General features: G+C 34.2%; 18 protein-coding genes. 6 read left to right on the top strand and 12 right to left on the bottom strand.

Annotated features, from left to right (window positions below):
* Positions 1-6: 6 nt before the first annotated feature.
* Positions 7-945, bottom strand: a complete 939-nt coding sequence (locus tag LNP04_RS06040; protein ID WP_229985658.1) for a hypothetical protein — start codon at positions 943-945, stop codon at positions 7-9.
* Between the two features lie 182 nt (positions 946-1127).
* Here LNP04_RS06040 and LNP04_RS06045 point away from each other — a divergent pair, with 182 nt between their 5' ends.
* Positions 1128-3932, top strand: a complete 2805-nt coding sequence (locus tag LNP04_RS06045) for a GH92 family glycosyl hydrolase (protein ID WP_229985659.1) — start codon at positions 1128-1130, stop codon at positions 3930-3932.
* Positions 3933-4130: 198 nt separating this feature from the next.
* On the opposite strand, the gene LNP04_RS06050 is transcribed toward LNP04_RS06045, so the two are convergent.
* Positions 4131-4844 carry a phytanoyl-CoA dioxygenase family protein gene (locus tag LNP04_RS06050; RefSeq protein ID WP_229985660.1) on the bottom strand — a complete coding sequence of 238 codons (714 nt, stop codon included), beginning with the start codon at positions 4842-4844 and terminating at the stop codon, positions 4131-4133.
* Positions 4845-5024: 180 nt separating this feature from the next.
* Complete coding sequence (locus LNP04_RS06055; RefSeq protein ID WP_229985661.1) at positions 5025-6275, bottom strand: dicarboxylate/amino acid:cation symporter; 1251 nt, start codon at positions 6273-6275, stop codon at positions 5025-5027.
* Positions 6276-6485: 210 nt separating this feature from the next.
* On the opposite strand from LNP04_RS06055, the gene LNP04_RS06060 reads away from it, so the two are divergent.
* Together LNP04_RS06060 and LNP04_RS06065 are read left to right on the top strand one after the other, a co-directional pair.
* Positions 6486-6977 (top strand): BON domain-containing protein, encoded by a 492-nt coding sequence (locus LNP04_RS06060; RefSeq protein ID WP_229985662.1) that lies wholly within the window; start codon positions 6486-6488, stop codon positions 6975-6977.
* A 6-nt stretch (positions 6978-6983) separates the two neighbouring features.
* Entirely contained in the window at positions 6984-7403 is a 420-nt protein-coding gene (locus LNP04_RS06065; protein WP_229985663.1) for an SH3 domain-containing protein, read from the top strand.
* Between the two features lie 252 nt (positions 7404-7655).
* Here LNP04_RS06065 and LNP04_RS06070 read toward each other — a convergent pair whose 3' ends face one another.
* Positions 7656-8159, bottom strand: a complete 504-nt coding sequence (locus LNP04_RS06070; RefSeq protein WP_229985664.1) for a hypothetical protein — start codon at positions 8157-8159, stop codon at positions 7656-7658.
* Positions 8160-8223: 64 nt separating this feature from the next.
* On the opposite strand from LNP04_RS06070, the gene LNP04_RS06075 reads away from it, so the two are divergent.
* Complete coding sequence (locus LNP04_RS06075) at positions 8224-10083, top strand: CocE/NonD family hydrolase (RefSeq protein WP_229985665.1); 1860 nt, start codon at positions 8224-8226, stop codon at positions 10081-10083.
* Positions 10084-10323: 240 nt separating this feature from the next.
* On the opposite strand, the gene LNP04_RS06080 is transcribed toward LNP04_RS06075, so the two are convergent.
* The gene (locus LNP04_RS06080; protein WP_229985666.1) at positions 10324-10932 is read right to left on the bottom strand and encodes an alpha-ketoglutarate-dependent dioxygenase AlkB; all 609 of its coding nucleotides are present in this window, start codon (positions 10930-10932) and stop codon (positions 10324-10326) included.
* A gap of 111 nt (positions 10933-11043) precedes the next feature.
* Positions 11044-11904, bottom strand: a complete 861-nt coding sequence (locus LNP04_RS06085) for a methylated-DNA--[protein]-cysteine S-methyltransferase (protein ID WP_229985667.1) — start codon at positions 11902-11904, stop codon at positions 11044-11046.
* A gap of 307 nt (positions 11905-12211) precedes the next feature.
* Here LNP04_RS06085 and LNP04_RS06090 point away from each other — a divergent pair, with 307 nt between their 5' ends.
* Positions 12212-12871, top strand: a complete 660-nt coding sequence (locus tag LNP04_RS06090; RefSeq protein WP_229985668.1) for an HAD family phosphatase — start codon at positions 12212-12214, stop codon at positions 12869-12871.
* Positions 12872-12980: 109 nt separating this feature from the next.
* Here the strand turns inward: LNP04_RS06090 and LNP04_RS06095 are convergent, their stop codons facing one another.
* The 4 genes from LNP04_RS06095 to LNP04_RS06110 all read right to left on the bottom strand — a co-directional run bounded on the left by LNP04_RS06095 (position 12981) and on the right by LNP04_RS06110 (position 16327).
* Positions 12981-14372: a decarboxylase gene (locus LNP04_RS06095; protein WP_047442472.1), complete on the bottom strand. Its 1392-nt coding sequence runs from the start codon at positions 14370-14372 to the stop codon at positions 12981-12983.
* A 119-nt stretch (positions 14373-14491) separates the two neighbouring features.
* On the bottom strand, positions 14492-15118 hold the full coding sequence (locus LNP04_RS06100) for a thiamine diphosphokinase (RefSeq protein ID WP_229985669.1): 627 nt from the start codon (positions 15116-15118) through the stop codon (positions 14492-14494).
* Positions 15115-15756, bottom strand: coding sequence for a tetratricopeptide repeat protein (locus tag LNP04_RS06105; protein WP_229985670.1), 642 nt, complete (start codon positions 15754-15756; stop codon positions 15115-15117). Before LNP04_RS06105 ends, LNP04_RS06100 begins: the two co-directional genes overlap by 4 nt.
* A 1-nt stretch (position 15757) precedes the next feature.
* Positions 15758-16327, bottom strand: a complete 570-nt coding sequence (locus LNP04_RS06110; protein WP_229985671.1) for a cob(I)yrinic acid a,c-diamide adenosyltransferase — start codon at positions 16325-16327, stop codon at positions 15758-15760.
* A gap of 431 nt (positions 16328-16758) precedes the next feature.
* Here LNP04_RS06110 and LNP04_RS06115 point away from each other — a divergent pair, with 431 nt between their 5' ends.
* Positions 16759-17256: a DinB family protein gene (locus LNP04_RS06115; RefSeq protein ID WP_229985672.1), complete on the top strand. Its 498-nt coding sequence runs from the start codon at positions 16759-16761 to the stop codon at positions 17254-17256.
* A 185-nt stretch (positions 17257-17441) separates the two neighbouring features.
* Here LNP04_RS06115 and LNP04_RS06120 read toward each other — a convergent pair whose 3' ends face one another.
* The gene (locus LNP04_RS06120) at positions 17442-18542 is read right to left on the bottom strand and encodes a linear amide C-N hydrolase (RefSeq protein WP_229985673.1); all 1101 of its coding nucleotides are present in this window, start codon (positions 18540-18542) and stop codon (positions 17442-17444) included.
* Entirely contained in the window at positions 18543-19496 is a 954-nt protein-coding gene (locus LNP04_RS06125; RefSeq protein ID WP_229985674.1) for a YafY family protein, read from the bottom strand.
* Positions 19497-19577: the final 81 nt, after the last annotated feature.

The raw sequence follows: 19577 nt of genomic DNA on the forward strand, positions 1-19577 counted from the left end.
GCAAAATTATTTTTGTGTTGGTTTTCCTAAAGTTCTGATATTCAAAAGTCTTTTGAGCAGATCAAACCAAAAATTTGAACCCAGACTTATAGCAACAGCTGTGAGTAAAAATCCGAAAATTTTAACTAAAATATTCTGAAAGTCTAGCTTATCATCAAAATATTTTTTATCCAAATTCTTTTCCCAACCTAATAATTGATGAGATTCGCTGATGAGGTTGTTGTACTCTTCTCCTATTTTTGTTTTAATTACATCTGTTTTAACTTTAGGAGCATCAGGATTTTCCTTTATGTAATCACTTGCAGATTTTACCAGTTCATTTCTTAATTTTTCGTCGTTATTAAGTTTTTGAATCATTCTCAAAGTATCTCCATTTACCGAAACAGCAATTACAAAACCCAAGAAAAGTAAGATATACTGTACTTTTCTGGAATACCAGGTGTTTGCACGAGCCATACATTCTTCAAACCATGCAGAGATTTCCTTCTTAAAGTTCACGACATCACCTTTTGATTTCTGAATTAGAAAACGGAGATGTGATTTTGTATTTTCAGCAAATGGAGCGGCAGAGATTTTCTCTTCGATTTCTGTGAGAGAATCTGAGAATTTTTCATCATTGATAAAAGTGAGAAACGTGCTGTAAAAATCTTCACACTTAAGATAACTGGGAAGCTTTTTAAATTTTTTTGAAATAAATCGATCCAGAAATGACCACGTTGTCACATCATCACCCAGAAAAAGTACAAGCGGCTGATCATAAAATTTGTTGATTTTTTCTGGATTTTCATTCTTATTAAAAAGCATTTTTTCAATTGTATTTTTCAGCAACTCGCCTCTCATTCGCAGAAATGTAGAGATCATTTCCATAAAAACCATCGCAAAAATGCTGAGTAAAAGATACACGAAGATAAGCCCGATGGCGACTTCAATTAATTTAAAGTTCATGGCGTTTGTAATTATTAGTTATAATCAAATTTAGGTAATTTATAGATTGATTGATATACTACTTTATGGTGATTCCTTACTTAGCTTATTAATAAATTTATTTACGAATCTTCAATATGTAGTTGATTTTTGTTAGATTTGTTAAAATCAATTAAGACCATTTTTACATCAAATTATTTACAATGAGTTCTAAAAAATTCGTACTTTTTTTTTCTATTTTCACCCTTTATTTACAGGCTCAGAATTATTCTCAATACGTTAATCCGTTTATCGGAACAGGCGGTCACGGTCATACTTTTCCCGGTGCAATAGTGCCTTTTGGGATGGTTCAGCTTTCACCCGACACCAGAATCGACGGAAGCTGGGATGGCTGTAGCGGTTATCACTACTCAGATTCGGTGATTTACGGATTTTCTCATACGCACCTCAACGGAACGGGAGTTTCGGATTACGGAGACATTATGCTGATGCCTACAATGGGAAATCCGGGTTTAACGCCAAAAGAATATTCATCAAAATTTTCGCATAAAAACGAAAAAGCAACTGCCGGATTTTATTCGGTTAAATTAGACAAACACAACATCGACGTGCGTTTAACCACGACAAAAAGAGTCGGCTATCATGAATATAAATTTAACAAAGCCGGAAATGGCAATATTATTTTAGATTTAAATCACAGAGATAAATTATTGGAAGGTGAAGTAAGAATCATCGACAGTAAAACCATCGAAGTTTTCAGAAGAAGTGAAGCCTGGGCGACGAACCAACACATTTATGCAAGAATTGAGTTTTCAAAACCGATGAAGATTTCAAAAAAGGAATTCAACGGTGAGAATGAAAACAATACTTTTTCCGGAACGAAATTAGTTCTAGCATTAACTTCAGCGGTTAAGAAAGGTGAAAAAATCAGTGTGAAAGTGGCGATTTCTCCAACAGGTTATGAAGGTGCCGGAAAAAATATGCTTGCTGAAGGAAAATCGAATAATTTCAACGAAATTCAAAACCAGGCAGTTGCAGATTGGGACAAAGAACTATCCAAAATTGAAGTTAAATCTGCCGACAAAGATAAAATGACGGTTTTCTACACCGCTTTGTACCACGTTTTCACGCAACCCAACATTAATATGGATGTTGACGGAAAATACCGCGGGAGAGACAATAAATTCTATATGGCGAAGGATTTCGGGTACTACTCTGTTTTCTCGCTTTGGGATACTTTCAGAGGAGCGCATCCGTTGATGACTTTAATCGACAGAAAAAGAACGGCAGATTTCATTAACACTTTTATTAAGCAACGTGAACAGGGTGGAAGAATTCCGGTTTGGGAACTCGCTTCCAATGAAACGGAATGTATGATCGGTTATCACGGAGTTTCAGTCATTGCAGATGCGATGGCTAAAGGAATTACAGGTTTTGATTATGAAAAAGCGTTTGAGGCTTCAAAAAATTCAGCAATGAAGGATATTTTTGGTTTAAATGCTTACAAACAAAATAACTACATCAGTATTGATGATGAGCATGAAAGTGTTTCTAAAACTGTAGAATATGCCTATGATGACTGGTGTATTGCTCAGATGGCGAAGATTTTAAACAAAAAAGAAGATTACGAATATTTCATGAAACGTTCTCAAAACTGGAAAAATCTTTACAATCCGAACAACGGTTTTATGCAGGCAAGAAAAAACGGAAACTGGTATGAGCCATTTGACCCAAGTGAAGTCAACAATAATTATACAGAAGGAAATTCGTGGCATTACTCTTATTCCGTTCCGCAGGATATTCCGGGATTGATTGAAGCCCATGGCGGAAAAGAAAAATTTGAACAATTTATTGATGCGATTTTCTCAGCTTCTGATAAAACGACAGGAAGAGAACAAGTTGATATTACAGGATTGATGGGACAATATGCACAGGGAAACGAACCGAGTCATCACATCGCTTACCTTTATAATTTCGTTGACAAACCGCAGAAAACAGAAGCGAAAATAAAATATATTCTAGATAATTTCTACAAAAATGCTCCGGATGGTTTGATTGGAAATGAAGATTGTGGACAGATGAGCGCATGGTTTATTTTAAGCTCAATGGGAATTTATTCAGTTACTCCAGGGAAACCTGAATGGGAAACGGTAACACCTTATTTTGATGAAATTAAATTATATTTAGAAGACGGTACGACAAGAGTTATTACGAAAAGTACTCCAAAAAGTGAGCTTAAACATTTAGGTTTTGAAAATGTAAAAGTTGCGAAAGATTTAAAATATCCTGAACAAACCGCTTCTCCGGTCATTGCTGCCGACAGATTGTTTGATTTTACGACTCAGGTGAAAATCACACCATTGAACGAAAAAGATAAAGTCTATTACATGACGATGGATGAAAATGATGCCAACGTTAGAAAGACTTTTAAAGTGTATAAAGAACCATTTACCATCAGCAAAACAACACAAGTTTCTACTTATGCTGAAAGAAATGGTGAGAAGAGTTCGATTACAACATCTAATTTCAATAAAAGACCAAATCATTGGGACGTAACGATTAATGCAACGGTAAATCCGCAGTACACAGCAGGTGGAAAACTGGCGATCATCGACGGAATCAACGGCGACGTGAACTGGAGAAAAGGCGAATGGCAAGGTTACCAAGGACAAACGTTTGAAGCCATTATTGATTTTAAATCGCCTCAGCAGATCAATCAAATTTCTTCGACATATCTTCAAGACAGCAGAGCATGGATTTTAATGCCAAAGAAAGTCGAATATTACGCTTCAATGGATGGAAAAACTTTCATTCTCCTGAAAACTTTGGAAAATAACATTGACGCTAAAGATGAAAATGTTCAGATAAAAGATTTTACAACTGAAGTTCTTCCTACCGAAGCCCGTTATCTGAAAGTAAAAGCGTATCATTTTGGAAAACTTCCGGAATGGCATCAAGGCGCAGGTGGAGATGCTTATATTTTTGTGGATGAGATTTCTGTGAAGTAAAATTTTTGATTTAAATAATGAAACCTCTTTCGATTTGGAAGAGGTTTTTATTTTTATTGGTTAGAGTAATAATGAACGCATAGTTTGTCATTCCGCAGGAATCTCAACAACGTTTATATTTAAATTACAACGTAGAGATTCCTCCGGAATGACAAACACACTTTAAAACTTACATTTTATTACTAATCATGAGCAATATTAATTCATTCTTTCCGACCACTGCAACTCATCCGGCAATTCTCTATCTGAAAACTCAATATGAATCACTCTTCTCTTTTTACCATTTGTTGTTCGGTTTGAACCGTGAAGAAGAAGCGGCTTCATAATCATTACTCCGCCTTTATTGACGTTGCAGATGGTTTCTGTTTCAACATCCCAATCGATTGTTTCGGGTCTGTAAATTCCTTTTGAATGAGATTTCGGAACTACTTTTAATGCACCATTATTTTCATCGGTATCGTCTAAATGAATTCTTATGGTAAAAATATTTTCAAGAATATCTAAAGGTGGCTGAACAGCAAACTGATTCTGTTTGGTCGTCCAAGGACCGAAATTTTCCAATTCTAATTTCTTATCAACCGAAATCGTCAAATCCTGATGATAGGCAACGTACCAATTGGATTTTTCAGGTTTATCAAAGTAAATGCTTTTTACTACAAAATAGTTTTCTCCAAAAATTTCTTTAATAATAGTTTTTAAATTTTTATTAAAAATCAAATCTTTCACTTCAGGAATTTCCTTTAAAAACTGTCTGATTGCAAAAAGATCTTCAGATTTTCTGAATGTTTCTTTTGAAGTGTCAATATTTTGAATGACATCACTTATTTTTTCAATTTCTTCCGTAGAAAAAACATTGCTGATAACAGAAAATCCTTTATCAGCAATTGTCTTTTTATGTTGTTGTAAATTCATTTAATGATAGGTTCTTAATCTATTTTTAACGCAAGTTCGCAAAGTTTCTATTTAAATGATTGAAAATATTTTTTGTTCGCAAAGGCGTTTCACTCAGCAAAGTAATACAAATTTCATAAAAAAAACGGTCAACAGAGAAGAAATTCTCTATTGACCGTTTTTTTAAGTTAAATTAATATTTTACATATCTCCACCGTGATTATCTAGTTGCCCTTCCCATTTTGAAACTGCAGACGTTGCTAAAGCATTTCCTAGAACATTGGTCATACTTCTCGCCATATCGCAGAAATGGTCAATCGGTAAAATTAAGGCGATTCCTTCCGGTGGAATTCCGAACATAGAACAGGTTGCCACGATGATGACCAAAGAAGCTCTCGGAACTCCGGCAATCCCTTTAGAAGTTAGCATCAAAACTAAAAGCATGGTGATTTGTTGTCCTACTGACATTTCAATACCGTAGATCTGAGCGATGAAGATTGATGCAAAAGTCATGTACATCATGCTTCCATCCAAATTAAATGAATATCCTAAAGGTAAAATAAACGACACTACTCTATTGTTACATCCGAATCTTTCTAATTCTTCAACCAATTTAGGAAAAACAGCTTCAGAACTCGTCGTAGAGAAAGCAATTAATAATGGAGATTTTATTCTTCTTAATAATTCAAAAAGACGTTTGCCTAAAATCAGATATCCAACCAATAAAAGTACAGCCCACAACACTGCGATCGCAAAGAAAAAGTCTCTGAGATAAATTGCGTAGACTTTAAATATTTCAAAACCATTGGTAGCAACAACAGCAGCGATTGCTCCTAAAACTCCAAGCGGTGCAAACCACATGATATATCCTACCATTTTCAGGATTGCATGAGCAATGACATCAAATAATTTGATGACAGGCTGCGCATATTCGTCACCCAAATTTGCTAAAGCAACTCCAAACATTATGGAGAAAACCACAATCTGAAGAACTTCATTGGTTGCAAAAGCCTCAAAAATACTTTTAGGAATAATATGTTTTACAAAGTCTTCCAGAGAAAAACCCTTGCTCGATTTTAAAAGCTCATCGGCAGAAGCTGCATCCTGAATAGGAAGCTTAGTAACGTGTCCCGGTTCTAACCAATTTACCAAAATCAAACCGATAAAAAGAGAAACCAAAGAAGCTGAAATAAACCAAAGCATCGCTTTAGAACCTACTCTTCCGATCATTTTGATATCACTCATTTTGGCGATTCCAACCACCAAAGTTGTAAAAACTAATGGCGCAATAATCATCTGTACCAATCTGATGAAAATGGTTCCCAAAAGTTTAATGTTTTGAGAGAATGGTATCGCACTTTCAGGATATTGAATATGTACAAATCCACCAATTGCAACGCCCACAACCAATGCAATGATAATTGCTATAAATAATTTATTCTGTCCTTTCATATATAGAGTTCAATAGCCACAAATATAATGGTTTTATTGATGAGGCCTAAACTTATGTTAAAATTACTTAAAATTCAATGAGAAAAAATTAATATACAGATAATGAAACGATTAAATTAAAACCTTGATATATTTATTTATTTTTTAGATCAATGGTATAGATTTTATTATTACATTTGAGTCTAATTAAAACATTAAATAAAATCAATTATGAAAAAAACAATCGCAATGTCTGCCTTAGCTTTGGCAGTATCGTTTGGATCTATTTCGTGTAAAAAGAAAGTATCTGATGCTGATCTTCAGACCTCAGCTACTACAATTGTTGCTGCTAACCCTGCTGCAACAGTAGAAGTAAAAGAAGGTGTTGCTCACTTAGGAGGAACATTTGCTTCACAAGCTGAAAAAGACGCAGCTATCAAATCTCTAAAAGAAATCAAAGGAGTAAAAGATGTACACGATATGGCGACTATCGCTGAGGTAGCTCCACCTCCACCACCGGTAGAAACTACAGCTGCTGTAGATCCTATGGTTCAGCAAAAAGTGAAAGATGCATTGAAAGATTTCCCATCTGTAAACGTAGAAGTAGTAAATGGAGAATTGACTCTTACAGGAACTGCATCTTCTGTACAAGCTAGAAAAATCAAAGAATCTGTAGATGCTTTGAAAGTTGGAAAAGTAAACTTTAACTATACTGTAAAATAACTAGAGATGAGCACATTACAAGATAAATATTCAAGTGTGGTTTCTGCGGCTCAGTCTGCGGGAGTTTCAAATCTTCAGGTTCAGGAGCAAGACGGTATTCTTTATGTTTCAGGAAACGCATCTAATACTGCAGCAAAAGATGCAGTTTGGAACGCGTTAGGAGCAATCGACTCTACCTATTCTGCTTCAGATATCAATATCGATGTACAGGTTGCAGGTCTTGCAGCAGGTGCAGCACTTACGATTGCAACAGAAGACTCTAACCTGAACATCAGACAAGAGCCTTCTACGGAAGCTGCTATTGTTGGCAAAGCTGCAAAAGGTTCTTCAGTAACTTTGGTGGAGCAAACTTCTGACGATTGGTGGAAAGTAAAAACTGCTGACGGGCAGGAAGGTTACGCATACTCAAGATATTTGAAAGCATAAGTTTAATTTCGCATTTATAAATAGCTAACACCTCTTTTGGAGGTGTTTTTTTATTCACGAATTATATTTACAAGTATTTTAAAAAATTAATTAAAAAAGTAAATTTTGGCAACGATTTTGATTGTAAGTTTCCGTCGCATTACCGCACTGGGAAAGACCAAACCAAACCTTTATATATTTAGAAATGATCAGGAGAAATTCTGATCATTTTCTTTTTTAGAAGTAAAGTAAAGCATTCACCATGTTTTTTTATTAGAATTTATTACCCGTAAGTAATTTTAAAAAATCCTCTGGATTGCTCAGAAATTTGTTTGCATTAGAATCCATGATATCTTTTAATAGTAATTCCTTTTGAGGTTCAAAAAAACGATATTTTAAATTCATCAATTTAAGTTTATGCTCAACTGCTAATTGCAAAATTAATTCAACGAATTTTTCTGTATTTTCCTTATTTCTAATATCGAATCGAATAGTAAATTCTTTTATACTATCTCCTTCAAAAAACAAACTGCAATCGTTGTCTTGAAATTTTTCGACATTGCCCTTCCAAAAAATCGAATTTTTTGTTTCTCTTTTATATTCAGAAATATGATAATCAATCTTCTCACTAATCAATTTCTTGTTTAAATAAAAGTTTTTCCAAAAAAAATACGTTTCCTTTCTGTAATCAGTTTCTATCTGACTGATAAACTCTTTGTAATTTTCTTCAAAATTATCAATTGGAATTAATATTAAAGTATATTGCCATATAGCCATCTATATTAAAATTTATCTCAAATATAAAGAAGAATTTTATTTAAATTAGCCGCAAATTTCAATTATGAAGATTCCTTTTTCTTTTTTATTAATTCTGGTTTTTATTTTCGGAAAAGCACAAAGCAGCACTCCATCTGACTCTTTTGTCAAAGATAATTTCACTAAAAAAGAATTTTATATCACGATGCGTGACGGTATAAAACTTTTCACTGCGGTGTATATTCCAAAAGATATTTCGAAAAAGCAAAAATATCCTTTTCTGATGCAGAGAACCTGCTACAGCATTGCGCCATATGGTGAAAATGAATACAGAAACAAACTCGGTCCGAATCAATATTTGATGAAAGACAAATACATTTTTGTATTTCAGGATGTGCGAGGAAGATATATGAGTGAAGGAACTTTTACCAACATGACGCCACAGGTTGAGCGTAAAACAAAAAAAGATGTCGACGAAAGCACCGATACTTATGACACCATTGATTGGTTAATTAAAAACATCAAAGACAATAACGGAAAAGTAGGACAATACGGAACTTCATATCCCGGATTTTACACCGCTGTAGGAACTTTGGCGCAACATCCGGCTTTGGTTGCATCTTCACCTCAAGCTCCTATTTCAGATTTTTGGAATGACGATTTTCTTCATAACGGAAAATTTATGTTGGGTTATTTCAGAACCTTCCCTGTTTTCGGAGTGCAGAAAACAAAGGCTGAAAACAAAGCTTGGTATTCAGATTCTATGATTAAAGCTACTTCAGAAGACGGTCTTAAATTCTACAGAGATATGGGAACTTTGAAAGATGGATATGACAAATATTACAAAGCCAACTTCTTCATGACCGAAATTATGAATCACCCGAATTACGATGAATACTGGCAGAAAAGAAGTCTTTTACCTCATCTTAAAAATATCAATCATGCCGTAATGACAGTTGGAGGTTGGTACGATGCCGAAGATCTTTTCGGACCGCTAAATATTTACAAAACGATTGAAAAAACAAGCCCAAAAGCCAAAAATACGATTGTTATGGGACCTTTTTCTCATGGTGGCTGGGGACGTGAAGATGGAAAACATTTTCATAATCAAACTTATTTCGGTGATAGTATTGCCACATACTACCAAAAGAATTTGGAGACCAAATTTTTCAATCATTATTTAAAAGGAAACTCTAAGCAGGACGCAGGTTTACCCGAAGCGATGATGTACGACACCGGAGCAAAAGAATGGAAAGAATTTGCGCAATATCCACCAAAAAATTCTCAGAAAGTCAACTTCTATTTAGCGAATGAAACTTTAAAAAACACCGCCGGACAAGGTGCTTCAGAATATTACAGCGACCCAAACAATCCGGTTTTAAGTTCGGATAATCTTAAAGATTTTAACGGATTTACTCCAAGAAATTACATGTCGGAAGATCAGCGTTTTGCAGTCGGAAGACCTGATGTTCTGACTTTCACAACAGAAGTTTTGACGGAAGACATGACTTTTGCAGGAGAAATTTTAGCTAAATTAAATATCGCTTCAAGTTCCACAGATGCAGATTTTGCAGTGAAATTAATTGATGTTTATCCACAAGATTTTAAACCAAAGGAAAAGAAAGAAGGTGTGATTTACGGAAATTATCATCAGATGGTACGAAGCGAAATTATGCCTGCAAGATTCAGAAATTCGAAAGAAAAACCTGAAGCATTGGTTGTGAATCAGAAAACTGCGGTGAATTTTAGATTGCAGGATGTTGTGCATACGTTTAAGAAAGGACATAAAATACAAATCCAGATTTCGTCAACATGGTTTCCACTTTTCTCGGTGAATCCACAGAAATTTTTAGACAATCCGAATATGGCTTCTAAGGAAGATTATACTAAAGCGTTTATTAAAGTTTTTGAAGATTCTGCGATTGAGGTTGAGGTTTTGAAATAAATTTTAAAGCTGTTCGATTTGAACAGCTTTTTTATTTTTTCTCTCGCTGATTTTGCTGATGACGCAGATTTTCAAAATAGCTATCTGCTAAATTTGCTCTATTTGCGAGATAAAATAAACATTTAGTTTGTTATTCTGTAGGAATCTCGACGCAATTATTAGAGATTAAATTTTAATACTATTGCTTAGATTCCTTCGGAATGGCAAACTTTATATTTAATATATTCTTATGTTTAAAATTCATTCTTCAATAGTTCTGAAAGTCAAATTTACTCTTGGAGTTATCGCTTTTTTGGTTGGCGGAAGTCTGTGCAACCAGTTTTCCTGAGTTGTCCCTTTCATCACGAGTAAACTTCCGTTTTCAAGCATCAAATCAATTCTTTCTTTGGAGAATTTATGTTTAAAAGAAAATTTGCGTTCCGCTCCGAAAGTGAGAGAAGCAATCGCTCCATGTTTCTTTAAATCTTTTTCGCCGTCGCTGTGATAGGCCATTCCTTCGCTTCCATCGTGGTATAAATTCAGAAGGCATGAATTGTAAGTTTCGCCGGAAACTTCTTCACACTTTTGTTTTAAAGCCAATAGTTCAGGAGTCCAGAGTTTAGCATATTTTGTTCGATTGGAATAGGTGTATTCAAATTGTTTTTCACCAAACCAAGCAACTTTTCTTTTGGTGATAATCAGTTTTCCAAAAATCACAGCCTCGTCATTTTCCCAGAGAATGTTATTGAATAAATATTGATAATATTTTCCACATTCAGCATCAGAAAAGATCTTTCCGTAATACTCAACTCTTCCATCTTTAGGAAGAATATTAATGGGAAAATCGTGCATTTCTTCAAATAGATTCATCAGTTTTATTTATTATTTAGATTAAATATTGAAAGACAAATCGCACAAATATTTTCACGAATAAGCACAAAAAATCTGTGAAAATCTGTGTGATCTGCGGGAGAAAATTATTTAAAGTAAAACAGAATCATCAGAATAAATTTTCGCACTTTCCCAACCAATGATCAATTGTTTTCTGTCACTTCCCCACATATAACCTCCAATTTTTCCCGAAGATTGTATCACTCTGTGACAAGGAATTAAAAATGCAACAGGATTACTTCCGATTGCCGTTCCAACTGCTCTTGAAGCTTTTGGATTTCCAATTTCATTCGCTAAATTTCCGTAGGTTGATAATTTTCCAAGTGGAATTTTCAGTAAGCTTTCCCAGACTTTGAGCTGGAAATCGGTCCCTTCTAAATGAAGTTTTATCGTGTTGAGTTTCGTCCAGTCTTTATTAAAAATTGACAAAGCATTCTGTTGAAATTCATCTTCCTTTTCCATAAAAGATGCATTGGGAAATTTATTTTGTAAATCTCTCAATGCATTTTCTTTATCTTCTTCGAAAGCCATATAACAGATTCCTTTTTCTGTGGAAGCTGTGATTATTTTTCCAAATGGGCTTTCAGAAAAACTGTAACTGATCTTTAAATTTTTACCGCCGTTTTTATACTCTGCAGGTGACATTCCTTCAATCTTCACAAACAAATCGTGCAATCTGCTCGTACTTGAAAGTCCTGTCTCTAAAGTTGCATCAAACAACGTAGCTTTTTCTTCTTTTAATAAACTTTTCGCATGCTCGAGGCTGATAAACTGCAAAAATTTCTTTGGACTTGTTCCTGCCCAATCTGTAAATATCTTCTGAAAATGTGCCGGACTCAAATTGGCCTTTTCAGCAACTTCATCCAAATTGGGTTGAAGTTTAAAATTGCTTTGGATATAGTGGATTGCTTTGGCAATTCTCTGATAATCTATTTCGTCTTGTGTGGACATTTACATTTTGTTTTGTATCACAAATTTCCAAAGAAAAACCGAAAGAAAAAATCCGTTTCGTGTGGAATTTTTATTTAATTTAATTGATAAGTAGTTTATTGATTACATGAAAAGAAAGCGAACTGCTGATTTTTACCGCAAAAGGAACAAAAGAAATGATTGGGAATAGAGAATTACAGAAGTTTGCAAAATGTAATACTCTTATTTTGCTTCCTTTTAATAATCTTATATTCCAGTTGAATCTTTTGTTTCTTTTTCGGTTAAAGCTTCCAATCAATTTTCCCTACCTTTGTCAAAAATTCAATACATGTCCTTAAAAGCTGTGCTGTTCGATATGGATGGCGTTATTGTAGATACAGAACCTTTGCACAGAAAAGCATATTTCAAAACATTTAATCAATTGGGAATTGAGGTTTCGGAAGAACTTTACACATCGTTCACAGGTGCTTCAACGAAGAGAGTTTGTGACACGTTAATTCATCAATTCAATCTTTCTCAAACCTTTGAAGAGATTGCAGGCATCAAGAGAGCACACTTCAAAGATTACTTCTATCATGATGAAGAGTTTGATTTAATTCTCGGCGTCAGAAAACTTATCGAGCATTATTATGAAAACGGAGTTACTCTGATTCTCGCATCTTCCGCAACAATGACGACCATCAACATGGTTTTTGAAAAATTTGAACTTGAAAAATATTTTAGTGGAAAAATCAGCGGTGCCGATTTGAAAGAATCAAAACCTCATCCTGAGATTTTCATTAAGGCTGCTGAAATGGCAAACGAACCTACTGAAAACTGTATGGTCATTGAAGATTCTACCAACGGAATATTGGCGGCAAATCGTGCCAATATTTTCTGTGCAGCGTATAAAAGTCTGCATACTCATAATCAGGACTACAGTTTGGCGAATATTATCGTTTCAGATTATTCTGAGTTGGAAGTTGGCAAGATTTCGAAATTCTTTTAAATAAAAAGCAGCTCTCAAAAAACTGAGAGCTGCTTTTGTAAGTTTAGGCTAAAGCCAATTGATTTTTTATTTTATGAAAACGGGCTAAAGCCCATTCCTATTGAATGACTTAGTAACCCAATATCTTCAAAATATCTTCAGGTTCCTGTCTTTCTCTAAAGATTTCATATTGGAATTCTCCATTTTCATCTTTCTGAATCAGGATATGTCTCGGCTGAGGCATCAAACAGTGATGAACTCCGCCGTAACCTCCGATGGTTTCCTGATATGCTCCGGTATGGAAAAAACCTATGTATAACGGTTTTGTATCGCTGAAAACAGGCAAATAAATTGCGTTCGTATGCTGTTCAGAATTATAATAATCATCAGAATCACAAGTCAAACCGCCCAAGAAAACTCTTTCGTAAGAATCTTCCCAACGGTTTAACGGAAGCATAATGAAGTGTCTGGAAATCGCCCAGGTATCAGGAAGTGTAGTCATGAAAGATGAATCGATCATGTTCCATTTTTCTCTGTCGTTCTGACGCTTCTGAGAAATGATTTTATATAAATTGGCGCCACTTTCTCCTACTGTAAAGCTTCCGAATTCAGTGTAAATATTTGGTTCTTCTACTCCTTCCTCTTCACAGAATTTTTTAATCTGAGAAACGATTTCCTCTACCATGTATTGATAATCGTAATCGAAATTCAAAGAAGTTTTGATTGGAAAACCACCACCGATGTTCAATGAATTTACTTCGGGAGCAATTTTCTTCAAACGTGCGTAAACTCGAAGACATTTGTACAGTTCATTCCAGTAATACGCCGTGTCTTTAATTCCGGTATTGATGAAAAAGTGAAGCATTTTCAGTCTTGCATTCGGGTGTTCTGCAATTTTCTGGCTGTAATATGGGATAATATCTTTGTATCCGATTCCTAATCTTGAGGTATAGAATTCAAATTTAGGCTCTTCCTCTGAAGCGATTCTGATTCCGATGTCAAAAGTGGTATCGATGCTTTCCGTTAATTTATCAAGCTCACGGTAATTATCCAAAATCGGAGTAATGTTTTCAAAACCACTGTTGATCATATCTGAAATTTTCGCCAGATAATCGTCAGTTTTAAAACCGTTGCAGATCACTTCAATATCTTTGGTCACTTTACCTTCGTTGTAAAGCGATTTCACAATATCCATGTCGTAAGCCGAAGACGTTTCGATAGAAATATCGTTCTTCAAAGCTTCTTCAATCACAAATTTGAAATGGCTGGATTTTGTACAGTAACAGTATCTGTAGTTTTTTTTGTAATCGATTTTCTCAAAAGCTTCCTTGAACCAGCCTTTTGCTTTTTGAATATTTTGAGAAATCTTCGGGAGGTAACTTACCTTAAGAGGCGTTCCAAACTTCTCAACAACTTCCATCAAAGGAATATCGTGAAAAGACAAATTGTTCTCAGAAACATTGAATTCTTCCGTTGGAAAATACAATGTCTGATCAATAAGTTCCGAGTATTTTATTTTCATTTTTTGACAAGTGAATTAAGAATGCAAAATTGCTAAAAAAGTTTGATTTTTTAGTTTTAAATTTTCTTAAAGTTTTCACAGATTTTATATTACTGAAATCGTTATTTTCTATGTAAAAATCAGAGATAATTTCGACCGACAAATACCAGCAAATCTCCTCTTTGATATTCAATCGAAACATTCTCTTTAATTGCAAAATTTCTCGTTCCGATTCTTGAGGTAATGCTCAGATTTTCATCATTTAAAGCCCAATTTAGACCTTTTGTTGTAACTTTTTCAACAGTTGGAAAAGGGTATAGTGAAACGAGTTTATTTTTTACATCTTTCAAGACAAAAGTTTTAGGAATAAAAAAATATTCAGAAAACTCGTCATAAAATTTTATGTTTAAATTTTCTTTAAAGGTGTAAGCAACGGTGAGATTTCCTAAAAAATGATCCTGTTCTCCTCCACTTCCCCCAAAAACATCAATATTTTTAAAGCCTTTTTCTGCAATAATCTCTAAAGCTTTATGAAAATCGGTCTTTTCCTGATCAGGAGTGTAAATAAATTTATCTTCATATACATTTTCATCAACTCCCGAATGTGAATCAAAGTCGCCAGAGATAAAATCCAGTTTTTCTAAAGGGAAATTTAGATTTTTAAGATAATGAAATGCACCGTCAGTACAGGCAATCAAATCATAATTTTCAGGATCAGGAAATGATTTCGGAGCATCGCCGTTGATGAATAATAAAACTTTTGTCATTGAGCTGTTGTTTTATTGATTAATTCTTCAACGTTTTGCTCTGTTGTGATGATCCATTTCCCTACATTTTTACCGGGTCTTTTTTCTTCCACTTTTTTTACAAAACTTTTTGCGTCGATGATGTCTTCGGCATTGGGCTGCAATTCTATGTATTTCTTGTAGGTTTCGAGCATTCTGTCGACTTCATGATACGTTAAACCTTCTCTGTACAACAGCTTCCTGTAAGATCTTCCGATGTAATAATTTACCGCAAAATATTGTGAGGAATTTACATCAATCACAGGATAGGCTTTCTCAAAATAAGAAATTGCTTTTCTAAAATCCGGTACTTTTTTATTAAAATTATTGATTCCGCCATACCAAAGTGCAGCAGTAAATTCAGGTTGAATAGTCAAAATTTCGGTAATAACTTTTTCCGCTTCATCATTCTTATCCTGATTGATCAACGTCAAAGCCAATTGTGATTTTAAAATCGGATTTTCGGGACTTTCTTTCAAACCTTTTCTAAAAGTATTTTCAGCTTCAGAAAATTTATTTTTAGAGATCAATTCATCTCCTTCATCAAGATAAACCGTAATATCCTGAGAAAAAACAGAGTGAGAAAATAAAAGTATGAATAGTAGAAATATTTTTTTCATTTTATCTCTCGTTCGGATTCCAATATTCTTCCGGTTCGTTGTTGATTTTTGATATATATCTTGCCAAAACAAACAGATAGTCTGAAAGTCTGTTAAGATATTTTATCAATTCTGGCCGTACTTCTTCAGATTCATTTAAGAAAACCAATGAGCGTTCTGCTCTTCTGCAAATCGTTCTCGCAGCATGTAAAAAAGTGGCTGATCTTCCTCCACCCGGAAGGATGAAATATTGTAATGGTTCTAATTTTTCTTCAAAAGCATCCATCCAGTTTTCCAGTTCTTCAATTTCGGTGTCAGAAATAATTAAAGGAAGACGTGATTTCCCATTCGCTAACATCAGTTTATCAACCGGAGTTGCTGCTTCAGAACCGACTGTAAATAAGTCAAACTGAATTTTTTTCAGTTGTTTTAAAACTTCATCGTCCGTAATATGACTCTTTGAAATTCCGATAAAGGAATTGAGTTCATCAATATTTCCGTAGCTTTCTACTCGTGCGCTGGCTTTTGAAACTCTCGTGCCGCCGTACAAAGCGGTTTGTCCTTTATCTCCTGTCTTGGTATATATTTTCATAGGTAAATTATCTTGGTTTCTGAATGCCCATCAATCAAGGCTTTTCATGTTACTAAATTAGTTTTTTTTACAAAGAGGAAAAAATGAAAACACAAATGTTCTGGAAAAAAAACTGAATTCCTAGCCCGGATAGAAGCGGCATCCTTTTTTTGAAAAAAAAAGATACAGCGGATAGCCGGATTAAGCTCCTAAAAATTTAATAAAATAAAAAAGACCAACCCCGAAAGATTGGCCTCATTCAAAATTATTTATCTACCTCTACATATTTACAATTGAAACATTTGTGTATCGGATATCCATCTAACGTGAGAAATATTTAATTATTTGAAAAAAATTAAAATAATTTTTAAACATCAAAAATCCTACTGACAAACTGTTGTCATCAACCCGAATTATCTTTGTCATAAGATTAACAACTTAAAACAAAAATTATGACAACTACAGCAACTGCAACGACACAGTTTATCTCTTCAGCACAACTATTAGAGCATTGGCAAGGACACAGAAACCTGACAAGAAGAGTGATTGAAATGTTCCCTGAAAAAGAATTATTCGAGTTTTCAATTGGAGGAATGAGACCTTTTGCAAAATTAGCAGTTGAACTAATCAGCATTGCTGGTCCTGCATTGAAAGGAATCGTTGAAACACAAATCGAAGAGTTTTCTGAAGAAGCTTTTCAACCGAAAACGAAAGAAGAAATTTTAGCGAAATGGGATTCTGAAACGGAAGTGATCAACCATTATTTTAATCAGATTTCAGAGGAAAGATTTCAGGAAACTTTTAACTTGTTCGGTCAGTACGAATTTCCTGTATATCAGAATATTCTTTATTTTGTGGATAATGAAGTGCATCACCGTGGACAGGGATTTGTCTATTTAAGAGCTCTAGGAATTGAGCCGCCTTTCTTCTGGGAAAGATTTAGCCTTTAATGAATTTTTAAAGCTTTCAGAAATTCTCTGAAAGCTTTTTTTAAGTTTACACTACCGTCATTTCGTGTAAATTTTGCAAAAAATCGTATCGAGAAGTTTTTGATTAAATGGCTGTTAGTGTTTCACTGATTCTCGATACATTTTTCTACGCTATGAAAAATACTTAAATTGACGAATTGAAAAATCTAGTCAGGTAATACAGATTGAAAGAATTTCCTGATATTTTCTTTCAGTTTAATAAAAATATCAGAAGTTCCGAATTCTTTGTTGTCATAGCCAATCGGAAATCCTTTTTCAACATATTCGTTGTTTTTATTTAAAGTTAAAACCTGAAAATCTTTATTAACCTCACCCAAATGATCGGTATGAATATCTAAAAATTTCACTTCAGTATTTTTAGAAAAATCAAGTTTTTTAAGATCAATGGTTTTCACTTCTTTTTTAAGGTCTGAACGAAAAGTGAGATTCATATTTTTTACATCAATCACGGTTTGCCATTCTCCCGCATGAATTGAATTTAAAATATTCCAGGCATACGCTACCGGTTTTTGGTCGTATTGATAATTTTGTAGCATATAATAGGCACGATTGTAACGGTCTTCCCATTTTCCCTGTTGCGCAAAATCAAACTTTTCTTTTCCTCCCATAAAATCAAATTTTTGAGCACTTTGAAAATCTTTTCTGTACTGATTGTTGCATAAAAGTGGCATCGGCATTTCTTTATCGGTAAGCACTTTATATTTGCCGTCAAGTAAAGCAATAGTTGCCGTATTTCCTTTGGCATCTGTAACAAAAAAATGGCTTCCCGCTGCATTTGGCCACCAATCGATATTCGGACCGTCATTCAAATGATCCACAACTTCTTTTACTGTTTTGTAATTATCCAGTTGATATTGAATCCACTGTGCCCAAAACATATTCGACTGTTTAGGATTAAAAACTTTTGTGGTTTCTTCAAGATATAATTCAACTAGAAAAAGTCCTTTTTCATTGACTCCATAACAAGGAAAATCACACCCTAAAAGGTTAAAAGTAACCGAACCATACTTTGAATTCCATTCTTTTTTTGAATTTAAATTGTCGGTCGTTAGATTTTCCCAGCTGATATTTCTTTTCTGAACATTTCGTTTATTAACGACAATCATTCCGGGCATCGTTTTCCAGTTTTCATTAAAACCAATCACGCAGTAATCTTTTCCTTTCAGTAAAAATGCTGAACACGCAGAAGTGGAAATAGAAGTAGTAAGTGAAATTAAAAGTAAGCTTCGTAAAAATAGGGTCTTCATTTATTTAAAATCTTTTGCAATTTTAGTAATTAAATTTTTCATTTTAGTTTTTAATAATTCAGGTTCCAATATTGTTGCGTAATCTGCGAAAGTAATCAGCCAGCGTGGAAATCCTTCATCAATCCACTCGGTTTCGAAGGTCATTTCAATGCCTTGATCAGTTTCTTTTTCTTCAATCAATCCATAATAGCTTTTAGAATTGATTAAATATCCCATTATTTTTTTATCGACCAGCAATTTTACTTTGGTGGTGGTTTTTGAGGTTATTCTTCGATGGTCATTGATTTTTCCGTATTCCTGTGAAAAAGAAACTTCTGTTTTTGAAATTTTCAAAATTCTGTCGACTCTGAACTGTCTGAAATCTTTTCTTAACGTACAAAAAGCCATGATGTACCAATAGGTAAATTCGTAAAAAATTCCAATGGCTTCAATGGTACGATTTGAAACCTGTGCACCAACACTTTGATATTCAATAGAAAGCTGTTTTTTCTCGGCAATACTTTCAAGAATAATCGGGATAACATTTTTGATAGAATCATCAGATTTTGGACTATAATCAAAAATATCAATCTGATTTTCAATATTCTGAATTAAATTTTTATCTGAATTTCTTAATACCGACCGCAGTTTTTCCATTGCCGTTTTATAATGATTTCCCAAACTTTCATGTGAAAATTTCTGCATCAGTTTTTCAGCAGTAATGAAACTTAAAACTTCTTCTTTGGTAAACATTACAGGTGGAAGTTTGTAGCCATCCATCAAAGAATAACCGCTTCCCGCTTCCCCAACAATGGGAATTCCTGCGTTTTCCAATGTTTTTACATCACGGTAAATCGTTCTTATGCTTACTTCAAATTTTTCGGCCAAATCTTGTGCTCTTACAATCGGTTTTGATTGTAATTGGGTGAGAATGGCAGTGACGCGGTCGAGTTTTTTGAGGTAGTGATCGTTCATTGAGTGTGAGAGTTCGAGTGTTTTAGTGTTTTAGTGTTTTAGTGTTTTAGTGTTTTAGTGTTTTAGTAAAATTAATTACTA

This window comes from Chryseobacterium sp. C-71, assembly GCF_020911865.1.
Classification (GTDB): domain Bacteria; phylum Bacteroidota; class Bacteroidia; order Flavobacteriales; family Weeksellaceae; genus Chryseobacterium.